The organism is Shimia sp. R9_3 (assembly GCF_017743755.1).
In the GTDB taxonomy this organism is placed as follows: domain Bacteria; phylum Pseudomonadota; class Alphaproteobacteria; order Rhodobacterales; family Rhodobacteraceae; genus Shimia.
In genome coordinates, this window is record NZ_JAGHRP010000001.1 from 558,537 (window position 1) to 579,434 (window position 20,898).

General features: G+C 56.8%; 19 protein-coding genes. 11 read left to right on the top strand and 8 right to left on the bottom strand.

Annotated features, from left to right (window positions below; all coding sequences use genetic code 11):
• Positions 1 to 12: 12 nt before the first annotated feature.
• Positions 13 to 591 carry a GNAT family protein gene (locus J7412_RS02555; RefSeq protein ID WP_209077526.1) on the bottom strand — a complete coding sequence of 193 codons (579 nt, stop codon included), beginning with the start codon at positions 589 to 591 and terminating at the stop codon, positions 13 to 15.
• A 141-nt stretch (positions 592 to 732) separates the two neighbouring features.
• Positions 733 to 2,133 carry an aminotransferase class III-fold pyridoxal phosphate-dependent enzyme gene (locus J7412_RS02560; protein WP_209076731.1) on the bottom strand — a complete coding sequence of 467 codons (1,401 nt, stop codon included), beginning with the start codon at positions 2,131 to 2,133 and terminating at the stop codon, positions 733 to 735.
• Positions 2,134 to 2,532: 399 nt separating this feature from the next.
• On the opposite strand from J7412_RS02560, the gene J7412_RS02565 reads away from it, so the two are divergent.
• The 4 genes from J7412_RS02565 to J7412_RS02580 all read left to right on the top strand — a co-directional run bounded on the left by J7412_RS02565 (position 2,533) and on the right by J7412_RS02580 (position 7,496).
• Positions 2,533 to 3,528 (top strand): ABC transporter substrate-binding protein, encoded by a 996-nt coding sequence (locus J7412_RS02565; protein ID WP_209058734.1) that lies wholly within the window; start codon positions 2,533 to 2,535, stop codon positions 3,526 to 3,528.
• Between the two features lie 114 nt (positions 3,529 to 3,642).
• Positions 3,643 to 4,449 carry an ABC transporter ATP-binding protein gene (locus tag J7412_RS02570; protein WP_209076734.1) on the top strand — a complete coding sequence of 269 codons (807 nt, stop codon included), beginning with the start codon at positions 3,643 to 3,645 and terminating at the stop codon, positions 4,447 to 4,449.
• A 1-nt stretch (position 4,450) separates the two neighbouring features.
• Positions 4,451 to 5,788 (top strand): ABC transporter permease, encoded by a 1,338-nt coding sequence (locus J7412_RS02575; RefSeq protein WP_209076738.1) that lies wholly within the window; start codon positions 4,451 to 4,453, stop codon positions 5,786 to 5,788.
• Positions 5,789 to 6,161: 373 nt separating this feature from the next.
• Positions 6,162 to 7,496, top strand: a complete 1,335-nt coding sequence (locus J7412_RS02580) for a DEAD/DEAH box helicase (protein WP_209076741.1) — start codon at positions 6,162 to 6,164, stop codon at positions 7,494 to 7,496.
• Between the two features lie 65 nt (positions 7,497 to 7,561).
• Here J7412_RS02580 and J7412_RS02585 read toward each other — a convergent pair whose 3' ends face one another.
• A complete protein-coding gene (locus tag J7412_RS02585; protein WP_209076744.1) occupies positions 7,562 to 8,989 on the bottom strand; it encodes an aldehyde dehydrogenase family protein in 1,428 nt (475 codons plus the stop codon).
• Positions 8,990 to 9,259: 270 nt separating this feature from the next.
• On the opposite strand from J7412_RS02585, the gene J7412_RS02590 reads away from it, so the two are divergent.
• The 3 genes from J7412_RS02590 (at position 9,260) to J7412_RS02600 (ending at position 12,062) form a co-directional block, all read left to right on the top strand.
• A complete protein-coding gene (locus J7412_RS02590) occupies positions 9,260 to 9,913 on the top strand; it encodes a peroxiredoxin (protein ID WP_209076747.1) in 654 nt (217 codons plus the stop codon).
• 236 nt (positions 9,914 to 10,149) lie between these two features.
• Positions 10,150 to 10,461 (top strand): hypothetical protein, encoded by a 312-nt coding sequence (locus J7412_RS02595; RefSeq protein ID WP_209076750.1) that lies wholly within the window; start codon positions 10,150 to 10,152, stop codon positions 10,459 to 10,461.
• Positions 10,458 to 12,062 (top strand): methyl-accepting chemotaxis protein, encoded by a 1,605-nt coding sequence (locus J7412_RS02600; protein ID WP_209076753.1) that lies wholly within the window; start codon positions 10,458 to 10,460, stop codon positions 12,060 to 12,062. Before J7412_RS02595 ends, J7412_RS02600 begins: the two co-directional genes overlap by 4 nt.
• A 147-nt stretch (positions 12,063 to 12,209) precedes the next feature.
• Here the strand turns inward: J7412_RS02600 and pnp are convergent, their stop codons facing one another.
• The gene (gene pnp / locus J7412_RS02605) at positions 12,210 to 14,351 is read right to left on the bottom strand and encodes a polyribonucleotide nucleotidyltransferase (RefSeq protein WP_209076757.1); all 2,142 of its coding nucleotides are present in this window, start codon (positions 14,349 to 14,351) and stop codon (positions 12,210 to 12,212) included.
• A gap of 452 nt (positions 14,352 to 14,803) precedes the next feature.
• Here pnp and J7412_RS02610 point away from each other — a divergent pair, with 452 nt between their 5' ends.
• The 3 genes from J7412_RS02610 (at position 14,804) to J7412_RS02620 (ending at position 16,491) form a co-directional block, all read left to right on the top strand.
• Complete coding sequence (locus J7412_RS02610) at positions 14,804 to 15,535, top strand: SGNH/GDSL hydrolase family protein (RefSeq protein WP_247743727.1); 732 nt, start codon at positions 14,804 to 14,806, stop codon at positions 15,533 to 15,535.
• Positions 15,536 to 15,766: 231 nt separating this feature from the next.
• Positions 15,767 to 15,985 (top strand): hypothetical protein, encoded by a 219-nt coding sequence (locus tag J7412_RS02615; RefSeq protein ID WP_209076760.1) that lies wholly within the window; start codon positions 15,767 to 15,769, stop codon positions 15,983 to 15,985.
• Positions 15,982 to 16,491, top strand: a complete 510-nt coding sequence (locus tag J7412_RS02620; RefSeq protein ID WP_247742817.1) for a hypothetical protein — start codon at positions 15,982 to 15,984, stop codon at positions 16,489 to 16,491. The genes J7412_RS02615 and J7412_RS02620 overlap by 4 nt, the downstream gene beginning before the upstream one ends.
• 18 nt (positions 16,492 to 16,509) lie before the next feature.
• On the opposite strand, the gene J7412_RS02625 is transcribed toward J7412_RS02620, so the two are convergent.
• The 4 genes from J7412_RS02625 to truB form a co-directional block, all read right to left on the bottom strand.
• Positions 16,510 to 17,229 (bottom strand): sterol desaturase family protein, encoded by a 720-nt coding sequence (locus J7412_RS02625; RefSeq protein ID WP_209076763.1) that lies wholly within the window; start codon positions 17,227 to 17,229, stop codon positions 16,510 to 16,512.
• Between the two features lie 146 nt (positions 17,230 to 17,375).
• Entirely contained in the window at positions 17,376 to 17,645 is a 270-nt protein-coding gene (rpsO, locus tag J7412_RS02630; protein WP_058241030.1) for a 30S ribosomal protein S15, read from the bottom strand.
• A gap of 149 nt (positions 17,646 to 17,794) precedes the next feature.
• The gene (locus tag J7412_RS02635) at positions 17,795 to 18,313 is read right to left on the bottom strand and encodes a DUF1643 domain-containing protein (protein ID WP_209076766.1); all 519 of its coding nucleotides are present in this window, start codon (positions 18,311 to 18,313) and stop codon (positions 17,795 to 17,797) included.
• Positions 18,314 to 18,329: 16 nt separating this feature from the next.
• On the bottom strand, positions 18,330 to 19,241 hold the full coding sequence (truB, locus tag J7412_RS02640) for a tRNA pseudouridine(55) synthase TruB (RefSeq protein WP_209076769.1): 912 nt from the start codon (positions 19,239 to 19,241) through the stop codon (positions 18,330 to 18,332).
• 442 nt (positions 19,242 to 19,683) lie between these two features.
• On the opposite strand from truB, the gene J7412_RS02645 reads away from it, so the two are divergent.
• On the top strand, positions 19,684 to 20,844 hold the full coding sequence (locus J7412_RS02645) for an ABC transporter substrate-binding protein (protein ID WP_209076772.1): 1,161 nt from the start codon (positions 19,684 to 19,686) through the stop codon (positions 20,842 to 20,844).
• Positions 20,845 to 20,898 lie beyond the last annotated feature (54 nt).

The following is a 20,898-nucleotide window of genomic DNA, read 5'->3' on the forward strand; positions in this document are numbered from 1 at the left end:
ATGCTGATGAAATCAGCGGTTTTGGCTTAGTTTATGTTCCAGATTTGCGCGGACTGCAGGCCATTCGTGTTGGCAAATCGAATAGACCGCCGTGTCGCGCAGGGTACCATTCGCCATGAGTGAGTGATTCCGCAGTACACCGTCGAGTTTTGCGCCTAGCCGCTCTATCGCGTTGCGCGATTGGTGGTTCATGAAGTGGGTGTGGAACTCCACAGCGATACAAGATAAATCGTCAAACGCATGGCGCAACATCAAGAGTTTGCACTCGGTGTTGATTGGCGAGCGTTGGGCGGATTTACGGTACCATGTGGATCCGATTTCGACGCGGCGGTTGGCGGGGTCGGTGTTCATATAGGTGGTCATGCCGATGGCGAATTCTGCGGTATCAAGAATCGCGAAGGGCGTCATATTGGGTTGTGCCAAGCGACGGGTGATTTCGGCCGGAACGCCCTCGGGGGCAGGGACGGTTGTGTACCACAGGTTGTGTAGATCGCCATCGGCAGATGCATCGGCCAAATCGGCCGCATGATCAGGAGAGAGCGGCACAAGGCTGGCGTGGATGCCTTTGAGTGTGACGGGAGCGGGCCACATGGGACGTTCCTTTTTGATGTTGGGGTGGGTTGCGGTCATCGACATCATGCGCTGAAACCACAAACGCCGCCCTCCTCTTTTGGGGTTGGGCGGCGCAGTAAGGCGAGGGGAGTGTCTCGCCTTTGGGACAAGTGGTGGCGTTTAGCCGAAGACCTTTGTCAGTGCGTTATCGACCGCATTGGTGATCGCGTCGATATCGGCAGCTGTAGCGATGAGTGCTGGGGAGAAAGCAATCACGTTGTTGCGGCCTGGAACAGAGCGGTTGGCTGCGCCGATGATCACCCCTTGGGCGCCACAGTCAGCAACCACTGCTGCGATGTCGGCTTCGTCCACCGGTTCCTTGCTTTCGCGCTCCTTCACCAGCTCGCAGCCGAGGAACAAGCCTTTGCCGCGCACATCTCCGATGATCTCGTGCTTCTCCATCAACGCTTTGAGGTTGCCCATCATGCGCTCCCCCATGGCTGTGCAGTTTTCAAGAAGGCCTTCCTCCTCGATGATGGCCATATTTTCCAACGCTGCCGCCGGGCCAGCGGTGCAGCCGCCGAAGGTTGAGATATCACGGAAGTGGTCGAGCTTGTCCGATGGATCGGATTTGAAGTGCTCGAAGACTTCCTCGGTGGTCACAAGACAGGAGATCGCGGCGTAGCCAGAGGCGACACCTTTGGCCATGGTCACGAAGTCGGGTTTCACGCCGTAGTGCTGATAGCCGAACCAATGGGTGCCCGTGCGACCGATGCCGCAGACCACTTCGTCGATGTGCAGAAGAATGTCATACTGTTTACAGATCTCCTGCACGCGCTCCCAGTAGCCCTCCGGTGGAGTAATCACGCCACCACCTGCAGTCACAGGTTCCAGACAGAGTGCACCAACGGTGTCTGGACCTTCGCGCAGGATCACCTCTTCGATTTGGTTTGCCGCAGCGATACCGAATTCGCGACCAGAGAGGTGGCCGAGGCCCAGCTCATCTTTGCGATATTCCATGCAGTGTGGCACGCGGACAAATCCCGGGGCGAAGGGGCCATACTGGGCGTTGCGCTCGTCCTGTCCACCGGCGGACATCGCAGCGAGCGTGGAGCCGTGGTAATCGCGATCGCGGTAGAGAATCTTGTGTTTCTTGCCGCCGTATTTCTTGTGCGCGATCTGGCGGATCATTTTGAAGGCTTTCTCATTCGCCTCAGAGCCAGAGTTGCAGTAGTAGACGCGGCTCATGCCAGGCATCTTCTCAATCAGCTTTTCCGCGTAAAGCGCACCTGGCACGTTGCCCGCGGCATTGGCGAAGTAGCACATTTTCATAAGGTTTTCATGGACAGCGTTGGCGATACGCTCGCGGCCATAGCCAACATTGACCGTCCAGACAGCGCCGGACACAGCGTCAATGTATTCTTTGCCGTTTTGGTCCCAGACGCGCATGCCTTTGCCTTCGATAATGATGCGCGGGTCATTGGTTTCAAAAGGTTTGTGCTGAACCAAATGATGCCAGACATGGGCCTTGTCGGCTTTGACGACGTGGCTGATATCGTTTTCTTTCAGAGAGCCGTCCATGGCTTAAGCCTCCTTGAAGTAGTGCAATTAGGGGTGTTGTGTGCGCCCTATTTGGGCAGTTCATGTAAGTTTGCACGACATCCTCGCGACTTTTTCAAGCATGTTTATAGGGCCAAAAGATTTACCTTTATAAGGCCAGATAATCGAATTTTGCCGCTCTGAAATCCCATGGTTGGGCGTCAAATACCTATTTTATATGGTTTTCTACCAATTGGTCAAATAATTTTGAGGGGTGAAAGCCGTGTACCAGAGGCAGGCAATTCCCCAAAAAAACATTGATCGGTGGCCTAAATTCCGGTCGGATCAAGGAGGACGCAGATTGCCGATGATCAAAAAAGAGGCCAAACGCCCGAAGATCTCGAGTACAAACGCGCCATAACGACAACGGGAGAAAATACGATGAGCTTGAAAAAGACGCTGATGGGTGCCACCGCTGCTACCGCTATGATGATGGGCGCGCAGGCTGCGAGCGCAGAGATCACAGTGGCCTACTTCCTCGAATGGCCGATGCCTTTCCAATACGCCAAGCAAATGGGCACCTATGAAGAAGCGCTGGGCACCGAGATCAACTGGGTCAGCTTCGATACAGGCACCGCAATGAGCGCTGCGATGGCGTCCGGCGACGTGCAAATCTCCGTCAGCCAAGGTGTGCCACCATTTGTTGTGGCGGCGTCTGCCGGCCAGGACATCCAGATTGTGGACGTGGCTGTGTCTTACTCAGACAACGACAACTGCGTTGTGGCGTCTGGTCTTGAGATCGATAAAGACAGTGCCGCTGAGCTGGCTGGCAAGAAAGTGGCTGTGCCGCTGGGCACTGCAGCGCACTACGGCTTCCTGAGCCAGATGAACCACTTCGGCGTAGACGTGGGCGGCATGGAAGTTGTCGACATGGCACCGGCGGAAGGCGCGGCTGCGCTGGCGCAGGGTTCGCTGGATATGGCCTGTGGTTGGGGCGGCGCGTTGCGCCGCATGAAAGAGCACGGCAACGTTTTGCTGACTGGTGCAGAGAAAGAAGAGCTGGGTATTCTGGTGTTTGACGCCACCACCGCACCGGCATCTTTCATCGCTGAAGAAAGCGAGATGCTGGCGAAGTTCCTGAAAGTGACCGCCGACGCCAACGCAATGTGGGCAGATGAAGCCAACCAGGCCAAAATGTTGCCGGTGATCGCCAAGGACGCGGGCATGGATGAAGAAGCCACTGCCGCGACACTCGCGACGTTTAAATTCCCAACTGTTGAAGAACAGCTGGGTGATGCTTGGTTTGGCGGAACAGCGCAAAACTTCATGAAAGGCGTTGCAGGCGTCTTCGTTGGCGCAGGCTCTATCCCGAGCGCGCTTGACAGCTATGAGGGCACTGTGAATACCGGTCCTCTGGAAGCGGCCAAAGGCCTGTAATTTCAAATCTTGAAGGCCCGCCTCGTTCTTGGCGGGCCTTTGTTTCACAGCCAGAAGATAGGGCGGGACAACCGCCAGTGCCCAGAAAAATGGGCGAACAAGCAGTTGGGAACCATGACCGGATTATCGATCGAAAACCTGTCCATGCGCTTTGATTTGCCCGATGGCGGGCATGTGCAAGCGCTCAAGGACGTGAGCCTTGATCTCAAGCAGGGCGAATTGCTGAGCGTGCTGGGGCCTTCGGGCTGCGGTAAAACCACGTTGCTGAATATTGTGGCCGGGTTCTTGGCACCCACCGAGGGTCAGATCGTGATGAACGGGCATCAGGTCACGGGCCCGGATGCGGAACGCGGAATGGTGTTCCAACAAGGTGCGCTTTTTGAATGGATGAGCGTGCGGGACAATGTGAGCTTTGGCCCTGATATGAAAGGCATGCCAAAGTCGGAAAGCGCAGAGATCGTGGACCACCTTTTGGATGTGGTTGGTCTGCAGGATTTCAAAGAGAAGATGGTGTATGAGCTGTCAGGCGGCATGCAACAGCGTGTGGCGTTGGCCCGCTGTCTTGCGAATGATCCCGATGTGATCCTGATGGACGAGCCCTTGGGGGCCTTGGACGCCCTCACACGGGAAAAGATGCAGAGTCTTGTGCTCAAATTGTGGAAAGAGACGGGGAAAACGATCATTTTGATCACCCACTCGGTGGAAGAAGCACTCTTGCTGGGCGAGCGCTTGTTGGTGATGGCACCACGCCCTGGGCGCATTCACAAAGAATACCGGCTGCCCTTTGCAGATCTCGGCGTGGGAGCGGATTTGCGTGAGGTGAAAAAGCACCCTGACTACGCGCCGACGCGCGAAGAGATCCTCAACATGATCTGGAACATGGAAGAAGAGATCATGGGCCGTGCAGAGGGAGGCGCATAAGATGGGGCAGATATTTGCTGATCTTGGGGGCGAATTGGCGACCCTGTTTTTGTCGGTCCTTGGCGCGCTGCCGTATCTGGCACTCTACGTTGGGTTGATCCTGTTTGCGCTGTTTGTCTACACGCAGATCAAGCAGCGCCTGTCTTCGCTGCAGGATTATACCTCGCTGAAAACTGTGACTTTTGGCGACGAAAGTGCGGTGATTTCCAACAAAGCGGCTTCCGTGATTTCGGTGGTCTTGATCTTTGTGATCTGGGGGTCGTTTACCGGATCAAACTGGCTGCCGGGTTTCCTTCATGCGCCAGGCCCTTTTGTTGGCGAGGCAAGCTTCACCTACACGCTTGAGGCCGAGGATGGCACGACGGATGAAGCGACTGTCAGCGTCATTGTACATGAGGCTGGTCAGGTGCCTGCAGCACCAGAAGTCGTGCTAGGCGATGGCTTGGCCAAAGATGATGCGCTGGTGGTGCAGGCGTATCGCAGCAAACTGTTGCGCTGGGATGCCAATGATGAGGTGACCCGCAAAGATGGCGCCAAGATTGTTGCCGTAGATGGTGCGCCGATAAGCCGTGACGCGGATGTCGATGTTGGCTTTGGCCGTGTGGCACTGACTGACAAGGGCACGCTGAACTTTGAACCGGCCAAAGGCATGCAGATGGAATCGATCTGGTTGCCTGCGCCGGAAAGCGTCTGGCAGCGTCTGATTTCCGTGAGTCGCGACGGTTATCAGAATGTCACGTTGGCAGAGCATTTGAGCTATTCGCTGTTCCGAGTGATCGTTGGCTTCGCGCTGGGCGCTGCGGTTGGCATTCCGCTGGGTTACGCCATGGGCCTTTCGAACTGGTTCCGTGGTTGGTTTGACCCGATTGTGGAATTCATGCGCCCTGTGCCGCCTTTGGCTTTGATCCCGCTGGTGATCATTTGGGCCGGGATCGGTGAGCAGGGTAAGATCATCCTGCTGTTCCTCGCGGCACTTTGGATTATGGCGATCGGGGCGCGTTCCGGTGTGTCTGGCGTGAAAATTTCCAAGGTGCATGCGGCCTACTCTCTGGGTGCCAACAAACGCCAGATCTTGCGCCACGTAATCATTCCTAATTCTTTGCCCGAGATATTCACCGCCGCGCGTGTGGCGATGGGGGTTTGCTGGGGCACCGTTGTGGCCGCTGAACTGGTGGCCGCTGAGAAGGGTGTCGGTAAGATGATCGTGGCGGCGTCGAAGTTCCAGGATACTGATATTGTTCTGATGGGTATCATCCTGATTGGCATCATCGGATTTGGGATCGACATGCTGATGCGCTGGGGTGAGAAATATCTGGTGCCCTGGAAAGGCAAAGGCTGAATTCGTGGCTTTTCCCCTGCCACATCACAGATGTGGCAGCCCCATGATATTTGCAGAATGAGCAACATGAGGGTCGGCGCGACGTGCGCCGGCCCATTGTGATTCATGTGCCAAGGTTGACAAATGACGCCGAACCTATATGTGAAGCGCGTCGTTGCGCAGCCGCGTGAGCAGGCCGCGCCGCGCCCCACAGAGGGCCGACAGGCGCATCAGCGACAGTTTCGTTCCCATCACGCAGGGTTCTGACGGATAGGCCGGGTTGGCACGGAATGGGTCTGTGCAATGGCGGTGCTGTCAAACCTCTGGGCGGTCTCTGTGAAAGAGGCCGCTATTTGCCGTGCGCCAAAACGGGGTGCGGTGGAAAGGATATATCGTGGCGCAATTTGAAGAACTGGGCCTGTCTTCCACTCTTTTGAAAGGGTTGAAGAAGCACGGCTTTGACGCCCCAACCCCGATTCAGGCCAAGGCGATTCCGCTAGCGCTTGAAGGACATGACATTCTCGGCCTTGCGCAGACAGGCACCGGGAAATCGCTGGCCTTTGGCCTGCCGATGATGGATCGCCTGTTGGAACAGCCGGGCAAGCCCTTGCCCCGGTCGGTGAAAGCGCTGGTGCTGGCACCCACACGGGAGCTGGTCAATCAGATCGCAGACAACCTGCGCCCGCTGGTGCAGGGCACACCGATCAAGGTGATGACCGTTGTGGGCGGCCAGTCAATCAACCGCCAGATTGCGATGCTGTCGCGCGGCACCGATATTTTGGTGGCGACGCCGGGGCGGCTGATTGATCTGCTGGACCGCAAGGAAATCAACCTGTCCACTGTCGCCAATCTGGTGCTGGATGAGGCGGATCAGATGCTGGACATGGGCTTTATCCATGCGCTGCGCAAAATCGCGCCGCATCTGGGCACGCCGCGCCAGACCATGCTGTTTTCGGCCACCATGCCCAAGCAGATGGAAGAGCTGAGCCAGAGCTATCTGACCAAGCCCAAGCGGGTGGAGATCGCGCCTCCGGGCAAGACCGCGGATAAGATCACGCAGAGCGTGGAGTATCTGGAGAAGGGCGAAAAACGTGTGCGCCTGCGGGAGATCCTGTCGGAGAACATGGGCGAGAGCACGCTGATTTTCTCGCGCACCAAACATGGTGCAGAGCGGATGATGAAGCAGCTTGTCGCTGACGGGTTCAACGCGGCGTCGATCCACGGCAACAAGAGCCAGGGGCAGCGGGATCGCGCGATCAAGGCGTTTCGCGATGGTGAGATCGCCGTGCTGGTGGCGACAGATGTGGCGGCGCGCGGGATTGATATTCCGGTGATCTCGCTGGTGATCAACTTTGATCTGCCCAATGTGGCTGAAAGCTATGTGCACCGGATTGGCCGCACCGCGCGGGCGGGCCGCGATGGGCGCGCGATTTCCTTCTGTGCGCTGGATGAGCGCGATTACCTGAAGGACATCGAAAAGCTGATCGGGCGCAAGTTTGACCGCCCGACCGATGAGCTTCGGGAGATGAAGAAAGAATATGGCACCGGGCCACGTTCCGATGGTGGTGGGCGCAAGCGCGGTGGCGGCAAACCCGGCGGTGGAAGGCCCGGCGGTGGTGCCAACAAACCTGCTGGCGGTCAGCCCAAAAGCGCGGCCAATGGCAATGACAAGCCCGGTGGCGGTCGCCCGCGTCGGCGGCGCAACCGCTCGCGCAAGCCAGCGGCATAAATACAGCCTCAATAAAAAAGGCCGCAGCGTGTGCTGCGGCCTTTTGTTTTGTTTAAGCCTTCCGGTCAGCCCATTGGCACGCCGGAGATCGCTTTGGTTTCGCAGAATTCCTCCAGACCCCAGCCGCCGCCTTCGCGGCCGTTGCCGGATTGGCCGTAGCCGCCGAAGGGAGAGCCGTTGACGCGGCCCACGCCGTTGGTTTCCACCATGCCGGAGCGCACCTGACGGGCCACGCGCAGGCGTTTGTCGTCGTCCTGTGTCTGGATGTAGTTGGTGAGGCCATAGACCGTGTCATTGGCCATCTGAACCGCCTGCGCTTCGCTGTCAAAAGACGAGATCGCCAGCACCGGGCCGAAGATTTCTTCGCGGTAGATGGTCATCTCGGGAGTGACATCCGCAAAGACAGTGGGGCGCACATAGTAGCCTTTGTTCACGCCTTCCGGGCGGCCCAGACCACCGGCGACAAGGGTAGCGCCCTCTTTGATGCCGGTTTCAATCAGGCTCTGGATTTTGTTGAACTGCAGCTCGGAGACCACCGGGCCGATGTGGCGGCCTGCCTCGGTGGTGGCACCCACTTGCACGGCCTCGGCGGCGGCTTTGGCCTGATCGACGGCGGCGGCGTAGAAGCTGCTTTCCACCATCATGCGGGTGGGGGCGTTGCAGGATTGGCCGGAGTTCTGCATGCAGTGGATCACACCGCGTTTCACGGCCTTTTCATCCGCATCCGCAAAGACGATGTTGGCGCCTTTGCCGCCCAGTTCGAGGCTAACACGTTTGAGGGTGTCGGCGGCAGCTTTGGAAATGGCGATGCCGGCGCGGGTGGAGCCGGTGAAGCTGATCATATCCACATCGGGATGTGCAGATAGCTGGCTGCCGACGCCGACACCATCGCCGTTGACCATGTTGAACACACCCGCGGGGAAGCCCGCTTCGTCCATCATCTCGGCAAAGACAATCGAGGAGAGCGGCGCGATTTCGGAGGGTTTCAGCACCATGGTGCAGCCCACCAGAAGCGCGGGGATGGCCTTCAGGAAAACCTGATTCATCGGCCAGTTCCAAGGGGTGATCATGCCGCAGACGCCGATGGGCTCTTTTCGCATGCGGTCTGCGCCCATGGCGTACTCAAATTCAAACGTTTCTAGCGCCTGCAGGAAGCCGTCTAGATGCCAGGTGCCGCTACCCCATTGGCTGGTGGTCGCAAGGTCAATCGGCGCACCCATTTCCGCACGCATCGCTTCTGCCATATCTGCTCGGCGGGCGACGTAGATTTCGCGCAGTTTTTTGACCAGCGCGACACGGTCCTCAAGCGGAGTGTCTGCCCAAGCTGGAAAGGCCGCGCGTGCCGCAGCTACGGCGGCTTCAGTGTCCGCTTGATCGCCGAGCGAAATAACGGCGCAAGGTTCTTCGGTGGCCGGGTCAATGACATGGAGATCGTTGGCTTCTACGGGTTCAACCCATTGGCCATTGATATAGAATTTGCGTTTGTCGATCATGGTGCACTCCCTCGCAATCTTGGACGCACTCTGCATGCGGTACATATCCGGTGCAAGTCCGCGGGTATCGAATGCGACGCCGGGTCATCTTTATTTGCTCTGCAAAATAAACACACGTCTACAGGGGTGACGTTCCCAGGAGGTGGATGTACTCTTCGCGCGATCTGAACAATTGATTTAGATGAATTTCAACGCCGCCAAACCCAGCGGGGCTCATTTTTGGGCAGGATGGTGAGATGCGTTTAGAGCCCCATGACCAGGGAGAGACCAATGGGCCTGAGAATTAATGATGTTGTGCCAAACTTTACCGCCGAAACGGATCAGGGCACGATCACTTTCCATGATTGGATTGGAGACAGCTGGGCGATCCTGTTCTCCCATCCGAAAGATTTCACACCTGTCTGCACCACCGAGTTTGGTGCGGTTGCCCAGCTTGCTGATGAATGGGCAAAACGTGGCACGAAGGTGATGGGCGTTTCTGTTGACGGTGTGGAAGATCACAAAGGCTGGAAGAAGGACATCGAGTCCTACGCTGGTGCAGATGCGGGATTCCCGATCATCGCAGATGATGGACTGGCGGTGTCCAAGGCTTTTGACATGCTTCCAGCGGAGGCCTATCTGCCAGACGGGCGCACCCCTGCGGACAGCGCCACCGTGCGGTCGGTATTTATCATCGGCCCGGACAAGCAACTGAAGCTGTCGATGACCTATCCGATGAATGTGGGGCGCAATTTTGCAGAGATTCTGCGGGCACTCGAAGCGCTGCAGACCGCTGCGAAGGAGAATGTTGCGACGCCGGCGAACTGGACGCCGGGTGGTGATGTTGTGATTCCGGTTGCTGTGAGTGATGAGGACGCAACGGCAAAATATGGTGCTTTCACAACGCACTTCCCGTATCTGCGCACAACCAAGCTGCCGGGTTAACCACGGCAAGCTTAAGATGTAAGCCTTTGTGATTAGGCTTTTATTCTGACAAGACTAGCGTCAATCTATTAAGAAGCACCGTCAAATTTTGGCGGTGCTTTTTGCTTGGATAATGCAAATACCCCTTGTCGCTTTATCCTAAAGGTTGTGCGATACGATAAATTCTTAAGCGTTTGCGCGCAGCCCGCTGTGGGGCAGTTAATGTGCTGGAAAGACCTTTCCGCACAGATGTACGCATGACTAAGCCTCTCCAATTCCTCCCAGCGATTCTCGCTTCGGTATTCTGTCTGACAGTGACTCCTGTCCTGGCAGTGGTCGGTGCGCCTTTGACAGAGGGGGGACCGGTGGTGGTTGTGGCAGGTCCGGGAGCGGATCTGGAAGGCATTGTGAAAGCCTCTGGTGGCTGGCTGGTGGGCGTTTCCCGCGCCCCGATGGCTGTAATGGGAATGTCAGATAGCGCGAACTTTGAAGACAGACTGAAAGAAAATGGAGCATGGGCCATTTTGGACGGCAAGGCGCTGTCCTGGCTGTGTGGAGAACAAGCATGATTGAGAATCCAAAACTAATTCATTCGCAGCAAGTTGGTGTAAAAGTCATGGCGATCCTGACTGCGTTTCTGGGCGCTCTCGCCGTGGGAGTCGCAGTTCTGCGTGGTGGCAACATGATCGCGTTGGGCGGATCGTCTGCGGTTTTGGTGGGGCTGGCGCTTTATGCCATGCGGCTAAACGGCAATATGGCGGCACGCCTGAGCGTTGCGGTGGCGAGCTCTGGTCAGATCATGGTGCTGCTTGCGGCCATGGCCGGGCATGCCTGGCAGCTTGATATTCACATGATGTTCTTTGCGATGCTGGCGATCACCACGGTGCTGGTGTGCCCGGTGGCAATTCTGGTGGCGGCCGGGGTGATTGCCGTGCATCACCTTGCGTTGACGTTTCTCTTTCCGGCGCTGGTCTATCCTTCGGTGGATTTGATGGGCAATGTGCAGCGTACGGTAATCCATGCGGTGATCGTTGTGGCGGAAACCGCCATTCTGGTGGTTTCTGTGAACAATTACCGCAAGCAGCTTCAGGAACTGGCCAAAGAGCAGCAGGCACAGCAGGATCTGATGGATACGCTGAATGCTGAAAAGGCCAGCATTGAAGCCAAAGACAAGGTGCAGTCTGACGTGGTGAACACCCTGCACAGCAAACTGACCCTGATCTCAGGGGGCAATCTGGACGCTAGCGTAAATGTGCCGTTTGAGGCAAGCTATGAGGATCTGCGCAAGAGCTTCAACGCGTCTGTGGACTCTCTGAACGGGATTGTGCGCTCTGTGACGACGATTTCCAGCCAGATTGAAACCGACAGCCGTGAGCTGCGTGAAGTGTCCTCCAATGTGGCCCATAGCACGGAGAAACAGGCGGGTGAGCTGGCGCATGTGACCAGTGCCGTGGAGCAGATTGCCGACGCTATGAAGGGCGCTGTTGAGAAGGCGATGGACACGCAGACGCGGTTTGATAACACCACCAAGCTGACCCGTGAGGGCACCGAGGTTGTGCGCAAGGCGGTCACCACGATGGATGAGATCGAGGCGAGCTCGGCGCAGATTGACACGGTTGTGGCGCTGATCGAAGACATCGCTTTCCAGACCAACCTGCTGGCGCTGAATGCGGGCGTGGAGGCGGCGCGCGCCGGGGAAGCGGGCGCAGGGTTTGCGATTGTGGCCTCCGAAGTGCGCGAGCTGGCACATCGCTCCGCAGAGGCGGCGCAGAACATCAACGGGTTGATCAGCCAGAGCAACGGCCATGTGGCCAGCGGTGTGGCGCTGGTGCGTGAAGTGGGCGGTGCGCTGGAGACCATCCTGAGCGATGTGAGCGAAGTGCGCACCAATATCGCTGAAATCTCGGAGATTTCGGACAAGCAGGCGCAATCTGTTTCGCAGATCCGCGACAGTATGCAGACCATCGGTTCCGAGACACAGGCCAATGCGGCACGTTCTGAAGAGGCCTTTGCGGCGACCTCCAGCCTCGATATGTCGGTCGACCGTCTGGTGGATGGCCTGTCCGGCTTTCAGGTGGCTGAAGCAGACTCGACGACAGCTATTGAAGCGAGTGCTGCCGGGGATGTGGTGCTGTTTGACGATGAGGAAGAGGCTGTGGCCGCCGCCTGACGCGCAGCACATCGTTGGAAAGATCAAGCCGTCTCGAGTCTTTCGGGGCGGTTTTTCTGTGTCAGAAAAGGGGCTGTGGGCTGTGTGGCCCAACAAAAAAGCCCCAGCGTGTCCACCGGGGCTTTCTTATGTTAGAGAAGGAAGCGCTTAGTCTTCTTTCTTCTCTTTTTTCTCAAGAACGATCTCTTCGCCGGTTTCCTGATCCACAACTTTCATGGACAGGCGCACCTTGCCGCGGTCGTCAAAGCCAAGCAGTTTGACTTTCACTTCCTGACCTTCTTTCAGAACGTCGGACGGATGGTTCAGGCGGCGGTTCTCGATTTGTGACACGTGCACCAGGCCGTCGCGCTTGCCAAAGAAGTTCACGAAGGCACCGAAGTCGACGATTTTCACAACTTTACCGGTGTAAACCGCGCCTTCTTCCGGCTCTGCCACGATCGCGTGGATCATGTCATAGGCCTTCTGGATCGAGTCACCGTTCGGGCTTGCGATCTTGATCACGCCTTCGTCGTTGATGTCGACTTTAGCGCCGGACACTTCGACGATTTCGCGGATCACTTTACCACCGGAGCCGATCACTTCGCGGATCTTGTCGGTTGGGATGTTCATGGTTTCGATACGCGGTGCGTGGACGGAGAATTCCGATGCGCCGGAGAGAGATTTGTTCATCTCACCCAGGATGTGCATGCGGCCTTCTTTTGCCTGTGCGAGCGCTTTTTCCATGATCTCAGGTGTGATGCCTGCGACTTTGATGTCCATCTGCAGCGAGGTGATGCCGTTTTCGGTACCCGCTACTTTGAAGTCCATGTCGCCGAGGTGGTCTTCGTCACCCAGGATGTCGGTCAGGATCGCGTAGTCACCGCTGTCTTCCAAAATGAGGCCCATGGCCACACCGGCAACGGCGGATTTCAGAGGCACACCTGCGTCCATCATGGACAGCGAGCCACCGCAAACGGACGCCATAGAAGAGGAGCCGTTGGATTCGGTGATCTCAGAGACCACGCGCACGGTGTAAGGGAAGTCGGTTGCCGCCGGCAGAACTGCCTGTAGCGCGCGCCAAGCCAGTTTGCCGTGACCGATTTCACGACGACCCGGGGAGCCCACGCGGCCAACTTCACCCACGGAGTAGGGAGGGAAGTTGTAGTGCAGCAGGAAGTTGGAGCGGAAGTTGCCGTGCAGCGCGTCGATGATCTGCTCGTCGTCGCCGGTGCCCAGAGTGGTCACCACGAGGCCCTGTGTTTCACCACGGGTGAACAGCGCGGAGCCGTGGGTCCGTGGCAGCATGCCGGTTTCACAGACGATGTCGCGGACTTCGTCGGTTTTGCGGCCGTCAATACGGGTGCCGGTTTTCACAACGTCGCCACGCAGGATGCCTGCTTCAAGCTTCTTCAGCGCGGAACCGAGGTTCGCGTCTTCCAGTTGCTCTTCCGTCAGAGCTGTTTTGATCGCGTCACGGGCAGCGGCCACAGCAGCGGTACGCTCCTGCTTGTCACGCAGAGCGAAGGCTGCGCGCATCTGCTCTTCGCCAGCCGCTTTCACCGCGTCAAACAGCTCGGTGTATTCTGGTGGCTGGAAGTCAAACGGCTCTTTGGCAGCTTCTTCGGCCAGATCAATGATCAGGTCGATCACCGGCTGGATCTGCTCGTGTGCGAAGGTCACGGCGCTCAGCATCTCTGCTTCGGTCAGCTCGTAGGCTTCGGATTCAACCATCATGACGGCGTCTTTGGTACCGGCCACAACCAGATCCAGACGCTGGTCTGGATTGGAACGCAGATCCTGCATGTCGTCAACGGTTGGGTTCAGAATGTACTCGCCGTCTTCATAGCCCACACGTGCGCCCGCAATCGGGCCCATGAAGGGTGCGCCGGAGATGGTCAGCGCGGCAGAGGCTGCGATCATCGCCACGATGTCTGGGTCGTTGACCAGATCGTGGGACAGCACGGTGCACATCACCAGAACTTCGTTTTTGAAGCCATCAACAAACAGCGGGCGGATCGGACGGTCGATCAGACGCGCGGTCAGGGTTTCCTTTTCAGTCGGGCGCGCTTCGCGCTTGAAGAAGCCACCCGGTACTTTGCCGGCGGCGTAGTATTTCTCTTGGTAATGTACGGTCAGCGGGAAAAAGTCCTGACCGGGCTTTGGTGCCTTTGCAAAGGTCACGTTGGCCATAACGGAGGTTTCGCCCAGAGTGGCGATCACAGTGCCGTCGGCCTGACGGGCCACTTTGCCCGTTTCCAGTGTGAGCATCTCTTCGCCCCACTGCATGGATTTCTTTGTTACTTCGAACATCATCGTATCCTAGCTGGGAGCCCTCCCGAGCGTATCCCGGGTCTCCCGTTTGAAATAGCGGCCCCATTGCCGCCGATCCCCCTTATCTTGCTTCGAGCGCCGGGATCAGAGCGCAAGCTTTCAGATGACCGGCCCATATCGGAAAATAAGGCCTTTGGAAACCAGATTTTGCGTAGGATAAGTGTTGAAGAAGGCGCTTTTGGCGCGTTTTGCCCCTTGAGGCTTGCGACTATAGCGGGAGCCGCAACACATTGTTCACGAAGCAATCGTGGCAATTAACCATAAATTGAGCGAGATTAAGCTGGACTGTAGCGGCTTGGGGGCTTGCCGTATTCGATTCGAATTTGCGTGGATTAGGCGTGCGTATGAGAGACCATTTGATAAGAGCCCCATATACCCTTTTGTTGGCCATCGGATTTGCGGTGGTGTTCCTTGTTGCGGGGTGCGCGTCAATGCCTCCGCTTGAGGATATAGCCAATGTATCTTCCGAAGAATCTTCGGAAACAGCTGTGCTCTCAAGCACGGCGGATGTTGTGGCCAAAAACGCTGTGGTGCCTCAAGAGAAGGAGGCACGTATCCTGGCGATGGGCGACAGCATGATGGCATGGCACAGTTTGACGCAGAAGTCGGTGTCACATGCCTTGGAAAACGCGCTTGGAGAACCGGTGGCAAGCAACGCAGTCAGCGGGGCACGCGTGCTTTATAAATTGCCGGTCTCGGGAGCCATGGGCATGAAAATCGCCAGTCAGTATCGCAACGGCGCGTGGGATTGGGTGGTGCTTAATGGTGGTGGCAACGATCTTTGGCTTGGCTGTGGTTGCGGGAAGTGTTCCCGCAAGTTGAACAAGCTTATCAGCGAGGATGGAAAACGCGGTGCAATACCTATGCTGGTTCAAGAACTACGTCAGAAAGGCGCGCAGGTGGCATGGGTTGGTTACTTGCGCAGTCCAGGGGTCTGGTCTCCGATTGAAAGCTGTCGCGACAATGGTGAGGCGCTTGAAGCGCGTATCGCCAAGCTTGCTGCACTGGACCGAGGGGTCCATTTTGTCTCTCTCGCGGATCTTGTCCCGCATGGAGATCGCAGTTTTCATAGCGGAGATATGATTCACCCGTCTCTGAAAGGCAGTCGAGAGATCGGCAAGCGTGTGGCGGCCGTGATCTCCACACACGACAAAGTCCAGTAGTCTACTAACGATCTGATTTGAATGGTAAGTCGCCGCGCCCTTGGGGGCGGCGACTTGCCTTTGGGGGGTGTAATGTTACGGCTTGTAATTTCTGACTAAATTTGTCAGATAGTGCGTGCCTAGCCAAGATACCCTTTCGATAGCTCTGGTTTCCAATTCTGCGTGCGCGGTTTGTCGTCGTTTCAAATGACCAATCGCGCACGGTTCATTGTTGAGCTGAAAGGAAACACAATGGTTCATGTATTTCTGGGATTGTTGGCTGCAGATCAAACTGCTCAGGGCTTCGGGAGCGGATTGAAGCCAGAATTGCGTGAGGCAATGGAAGCCAGCTTACGGTTTCCTGCAGCCGCAGCGTCTCCGATGCCAATCACACCAGTTGACCCTGCGGGTTTGCCTCAAAATGTGGTGTCGATTGTTTCTGCTTTAAACGATGGCAGGAAGCAGGCATGAGTAAGATGGATCGAAACGTTGTCAATGCGCACTCCGTAAAAGCGCTGCGCACCATTGGGTGTGACGAGTTTGAGTATGGCCTGTTGCCCGTATTGCGTCACGTCATGCTAGGGCTGTCTGAAAGCGATCCGCGTGGTTGGGTGCGGGGGCAGGATGTCGCGGTGGAACGTTGGGGAGAGGCGATTGGTCTACCCGTCGCGCATTTGCTCAATCGTGTGGCTCTGGCTCTTTTTGATTGCCGAGATGGTGGACCGGAGATGATCGATCCGCTTTGCATCGACACCCGTGAACAGATGACAGATGATGAGATGCAAATCATGTCGATGCTGCATCACATGCGGCGTGACAAAGCCTCGGGCGCGCGCAGTGCGGTCGCCTTTGTCACGCGCGGGCGTATGGATCCAGATTTGATCCGTGCTGGCCTTGGTTTTGCCCACCGTTTTCCCGCGGGCGTCAAGCCGGCAAGTCGCAAACTGGGCAAACCAAAACTCTCAATTGTGGCATAAGCCTGCCAAGCGCAGTTGTTAGGAGGCTTTCTTTGCGCCTGGCCGTTGGGTGATGCCAAAGGCTTTGCGCGCAGTCACCAGCCGCAGATCATCGGGGTCCATCCCCATGGAGAGCAGGGTTTTGCGATCATAGCGCGCACGGGCTTCGGCTTTGTCGTGGGCGGTGCCAAACAGCCGGTCAATCCAGTCAAAGCCGAAGCTGACCTGAAAGGTGGCGTGGTGGTCCTGAAAGTGGTGAGCCAGATGTTTGCGTGTCACATACTGGCCGAATTTGCCTTTATTCACATTCAGATGTGACAGGGTATGGCAGTATTCATAGGTGGCAAAGGCGGTCACCGATCCCACAAAAAGCGCGATATATGAGAAGGTGAAAGCCGTTCCCAAACCGAACAGCGGCCAGAGCAGAAGTGTGTGCAGGGCAATCGATACGAGGCCGAAGCGCACCGGATACCAATGGTCACCGCCAGTGAAATATTCCGGGTCCGACGGGAATTCATGGTGACCGATATGGCTGCGGTAGAGTTCGTTAAACACGCCCTGATCGGTGGGCGGCTCGCGGTGCAGCAGGAAGCGATGCATGGCATATTCGACAAAGAGCTGCGCGATATAGCCATAGACCAGCGCGACGGGAATCCACCACGACAGGTTCTGTGTGATCAACCACAGACCAACAAGCCAGAACGGCAGCAGGCGGTGCAGGCTGCCCATACGGATCAATACCGACAATGCGTCTTTCATGATGTGTTCTCCCTTTGGCCGCACAGTCTGTTTGCTTGTGCCGGGACTGTCAAATTTGACTTGGCGTAAAGCCGTGCGGGCGGCCCAAAGCAAAACGCCTGCTCGTGGGAGCAGGCGTTTCAGATAATCTCGCAGTGAGCGGCGTCTTAGCGACGGATGCCCAGACGCTTGATCAGGTCCTGATAGCGCGCTTCGTCTTTGCCTTTGGTGTAGTCCAGAAGCTTACGACGCTGAGCAACCATTTTCAGAAGACCACGGCGGCCGTGGTTGTCTTTCTTATGGGTTTTGAAGTGCTCGGTCAGGGTGTTGATGCGGGATGTCAGGATCGCAACCTGGACTTCCGGAGAACCGGTGTCGCCCTCTTTGGTCGCGAATTCTTTCATCAGGCGTGCTTTTTCTTCAACAGTGATCGACATCGGGGTCTCCTGTATCAAAGGGTTTCGGGCGCAAGCCGGGATGTCGTCCAGCAAGGTCCATAGAGAAATCCGCCGGAGAATCTCCGGTGGATGGGCGTATTTAGTCCTCAGAGGCCAAAAAGAAAAGGGTTTTGTGCGCCAGACGCCGCCTAATGCGCGGACAGATCCCAAGGCTCGGGCTGTTGGGCGTAGGAGATATAGAGCGGATGGCGGGGGTGGCCTGCTTTGGTCAGGCCCAGCGTGTGCATGGGTTTGTTCAGACCGGCGAGCACGTCGCGCATTTCAAAGCCGCGGTTCAGGTGGTCGCCATGGGCGCCCCATGCGGCAAGGATGACATCGGCCCAGTCACAGCTTTCGGCCACGATGGCGTCATTGTCCGGGCCGGTCGGGGCCGGGTGGGCGCGCATTTTCTTCGGGTCGGTTTCGCGCAGGGCAAAGATATTGACCGCGCGAAAGCCGCCAAACCCCAGCGCGCGGGCGCGGCGTTCGCAGCGCTCGATGGTGGGGTCATTCTGCTGCTCTGTGGCCTTGGAGGGGTTGAGCATGATGAAGAGCACGCGCGGCTGCGTATCGTCCCACACACGGGTCAGCGCATAGCGGTAGGTTTCGCACTCTGAATAGATCGCGGAGGAGGTGGCATCCTCTTTCTGAAAATGGCGCGTGATCATAGAGCAGCGACCGGGGTTATCCGGCTTTCACAAACACCCGGTTGGGGTGCAGCTCGCCCGCCTTGAAGATGCCCACGGCCACGGCCTCGCCCTCATAGCTGGCCCAGCATTCCTCGCCGTATTCCACATCATGGGCAATCACCATGCCGGGGTTGCCGTTGCGCAGACGGGTGGCGCCATCTGGGGTGGCTTTGACCTCGGTGAGCTCCTCAAGACCCTCTTCAAGCGGGCGCAGGTGGGTGTCGAGCTCCGGCTGTTTGGCCATTTCGTCGATCTGTTCGATGGTGAGGCCATCAGCGGCGTCAAACGGGCCGGACCAGATGCGGCGCAGCTCGCGCACGTGGCCGTGACAGCCAAGCGCCGCGCCCAGATCACGGGCAATGGAGCGCACATAGCCGCCTTTGCCACAGGTCATTTCAAGGGTGACGTGGTCTTCGTCTTCGCGGTCTACCATCACCAGCTCTTCGACCCAGAGCGGGCGGGCGGCAAGTTCCACATCCTCGCCATTGCGGGCCAGTTTATAGGCGCGCTGGCCGTCGATTTTCACCGCGGAAAACTTAGGCGGCACCTGCATGATGTCACCCACAAACTGACCCAGCGCAGCTTTGATATCCTCGTCAGCAGGGCGCAGATCGGATTGGGCGATCACTTCGCCTTCGGCATCGTCGGTGTTGGTGGCCTGACCCAGACGCACGGTGAAGGTATAAGCCTTCAGCGCATCGGTGATGAAAGGCACAGTTTTGGTGGCTTCGCCAAGGGCCACGGCAAGCACGCCGGTGGCATCGGGATCAAGGGTACCTGCGTGGCCTGCTTTCTTTGCGTCAAAAGCCCAGCGGATTTTGTTGACCACAGCCGTGGACGTCATGCCTGCGGGCTTGTCGACCACGAGCCAGCCAGAAATATCACGTCCCTTGCGCTTACGTCCCATGACCCAACCTTTGTCTCTCTTGGAAGTGTGGTGAAGGCGGCGGCCTAGCGGATTGGAAGCTGGGTGTCAATTTGACCTCTTGAGCTGAGTTGAGAGAATCAGAGCGCGACTAAAAAAGATCGCAGCCTGAATATGGGGTTTCAAAGTCAATGCATGGTTTTAAACCGCAGACATCAACACGCTCTAGGGTTTAGTTGTGTGTTGAGGGGAAATTGACGAAGCAACTTTGAATTGAGAGTTGAGTCGTTTTCTCTATTCAACCGAAAACCCCATAAGCCTCTGAAATACATATATAGTTTTATAGATGCGTGACTATCAATCCAATCCAGCTCAAATTAGATTGAAAATGAATACCCTTAAGCATCCGAGCCAAAAGCCGATTAACGGAAACTTATGACGGTGATTCAGAGACTGTGAAGATCAGCGAACCGGAGATCTTTACATGTTTTTCAGAAACACGATGCTCGCGGCAGCCACAATTGCCGCTTTGCCTATGTTTGCCAATGCAGAGCAAGGCATAACCGATACAAGCGTGACCTTTGCACAGGTTGCCGCGTTGGACGGGCCAGCTGCCGCACTTGGCACAGGTATGCGCCTTGGCATCCTGGCAGCTTTTGAGGAGGCGAATGCTGCGGGCGGCGTGCATGGTCGCATGTTGAAACTGGAAAGCATGGATGATGGCTATGAGCCGGATCGTTCTGCGACTTTGGTCAAATCTGTCGTGGAGGGGAACAATCATATTGGCTTGATTGGCCCCGTTGGCACGCCAACATCCTCAGCGACACAACCGATCGCCACGGAAGCCAACATGCCTTTCATTGGCCCGTTCACAGGCGCAGGATTTTTGCGCGACGCGAGCCATGGCAATATATTCAATGTGCGCGCAACCTATGCCGCCGAAACAGAAGCGTGGATCGAATACCTGGTTGACCAGCAAGGGCTTAAAAACATCGCGATCCTCTATCAAGACGATGGTTTTGGCCGTGTGGGGTTGGCAGGTGTGAATGCTGCGCTTGAAAAACGCAGTATGAGCCTTGCGGCAGAGGGCACCTATACCCGTAACACAGTTGCCGTGAAAAAGGCGCTTCTGTCGATCCGCAAGGCCAAGCCAGATGCCGTGGTGATGGTTGGAGCTTTCAAGCCGGTCGCCGAATTTATCAAGTTGGCGCGGAAGATGAAGATCGATGCGGAGTTCGTGAATATTTCATTTGTGGGCTCATCGGCGTTGGCCAATGAATTGGGTGCAGATGGTGAGGGCGTGATTATCAGCCAGGTGGTGCCGTTTCCTTGGGATGCCTCCATCCCTGTCGTTGCACAGTACACTGAAGCACTGGCAGCATTGGATGCAGAAGAGAAACCAGGTTTTGTGACACTGGAAGGCTACATGGTCGGACGTCTGGCAATCGAAGGGCTGAATGCAGCTGGCAAATCTTTGACACGCGAAAGTTTTCTGGCGGCGATGGCAGGACTTGAAGCTGTCGATCTAGGTGGTGTGACCATGAATTTCGGCGCGGGCGACAATCAGGGCATGGACGACGTCTTCCTAACCCGTATCGCTGCTGATGGGAGCTTTACACCTATTGTCGCTGCAGGCGGTTCTTAAAACGCAAGTTCGTGAAAATGCCAAATTGCCCCGTCTGTTTTGGCGGGGCACTTC

What these genes read in the sequence shown, in the direction of transcription:
- J7412_RS02585 (WP_209076744.1), bottom strand. Translation starts at nt 8,989, where the DNA reads ATGATCGACAAACGCAAATTCTATATCAATGGCCAATGGGTTGAACCC.
- J7412_RS02560 (WP_209076731.1), bottom strand. Translation starts at nt 2,133, where the DNA reads ATGGACGGCTCTCTGAAAGAAAACGATATCAGCCACGTCGTCAAAGCC.
- J7412_RS02565 (WP_209058734.1), top strand. Translation starts at nt 2,533, where the DNA reads ATGAGCTTGAAAAAGACGCTGATGGGTGCCACCGCTGCTACCGCTATG.
- J7412_RS02635 (WP_209076766.1), bottom strand. Translation starts at nt 18,313, where the DNA reads ATGATCACGCGCCATTTTCAGAAAGAGGATGCCACCTCCTCCGCGATC.
- J7412_RS02570 (WP_209076734.1), top strand. Translation starts at nt 3,643, where the DNA reads ATGACCGGATTATCGATCGAAAACCTGTCCATGCGCTTTGATTTGCCC.
- J7412_RS02615 (WP_209076760.1), top strand. Translation starts at nt 15,767, where the DNA reads ATGGTTCATGTATTTCTGGGATTGTTGGCTGCAGATCAAACTGCTCAG.
- J7412_RS02575 (WP_209076738.1), top strand. Translation starts at nt 4,451, where the DNA reads ATGGGGCAGATATTTGCTGATCTTGGGGGCGAATTGGCGACCCTGTTT.
- pnp (WP_209076757.1), bottom strand. Translation starts at nt 14,351, where the DNA reads ATGTTCGAAGTAACAAAGAAATCCATGCAGTGGGGCGAAGAGATGCTC.
- J7412_RS02555 (WP_209077526.1), bottom strand. Translation starts at nt 591, where the DNA reads ATGTGGCCCGCTCCCGTCACACTCAAAGGCATCCACGCCAGCCTTGTG.
- truB (WP_209076769.1), bottom strand. Translation starts at nt 19,241, where the DNA reads ATGGGACGTAAGCGCAAGGGACGTGATATTTCTGGCTGGCTCGTGGTC.
- J7412_RS02620 (WP_247742817.1), top strand. Translation starts at nt 15,982, where the DNA reads ATGAGTAAGATGGATCGAAACGTTGTCAATGCGCACTCCGTAAAAGCG.
- rpsO (WP_058241030.1), bottom strand. Translation starts at nt 17,645, where the DNA reads ATGTCGATCACTGTTGAAGAAAAAGCACGCCTGATGAAAGAATTCGCG.
- J7412_RS02590 (WP_209076747.1), top strand. Translation starts at nt 9,260, where the DNA reads ATGGGCCTGAGAATTAATGATGTTGTGCCAAACTTTACCGCCGAAACG.
- J7412_RS02625 (WP_209076763.1), bottom strand. Translation starts at nt 17,229, where the DNA reads ATGAAAGACGCATTGTCGGTATTGATCCGTATGGGCAGCCTGCACCGC.
- J7412_RS02600 (WP_209076753.1), top strand. Translation starts at nt 10,458, where the DNA reads ATGATTGAGAATCCAAAACTAATTCATTCGCAGCAAGTTGGTGTAAAA.
- J7412_RS02595 (WP_209076750.1), top strand. Translation starts at nt 10,150, where the DNA reads ATGACTAAGCCTCTCCAATTCCTCCCAGCGATTCTCGCTTCGGTATTC.
- J7412_RS02645 (WP_209076772.1), top strand. Translation starts at nt 19,684, where the DNA reads ATGTTTTTCAGAAACACGATGCTCGCGGCAGCCACAATTGCCGCTTTG.
- J7412_RS02610 (WP_247743727.1), top strand. Translation starts at nt 14,804, where the DNA reads ATGCCTCCGCTTGAGGATATAGCCAATGTATCTTCCGAAGAATCTTCG.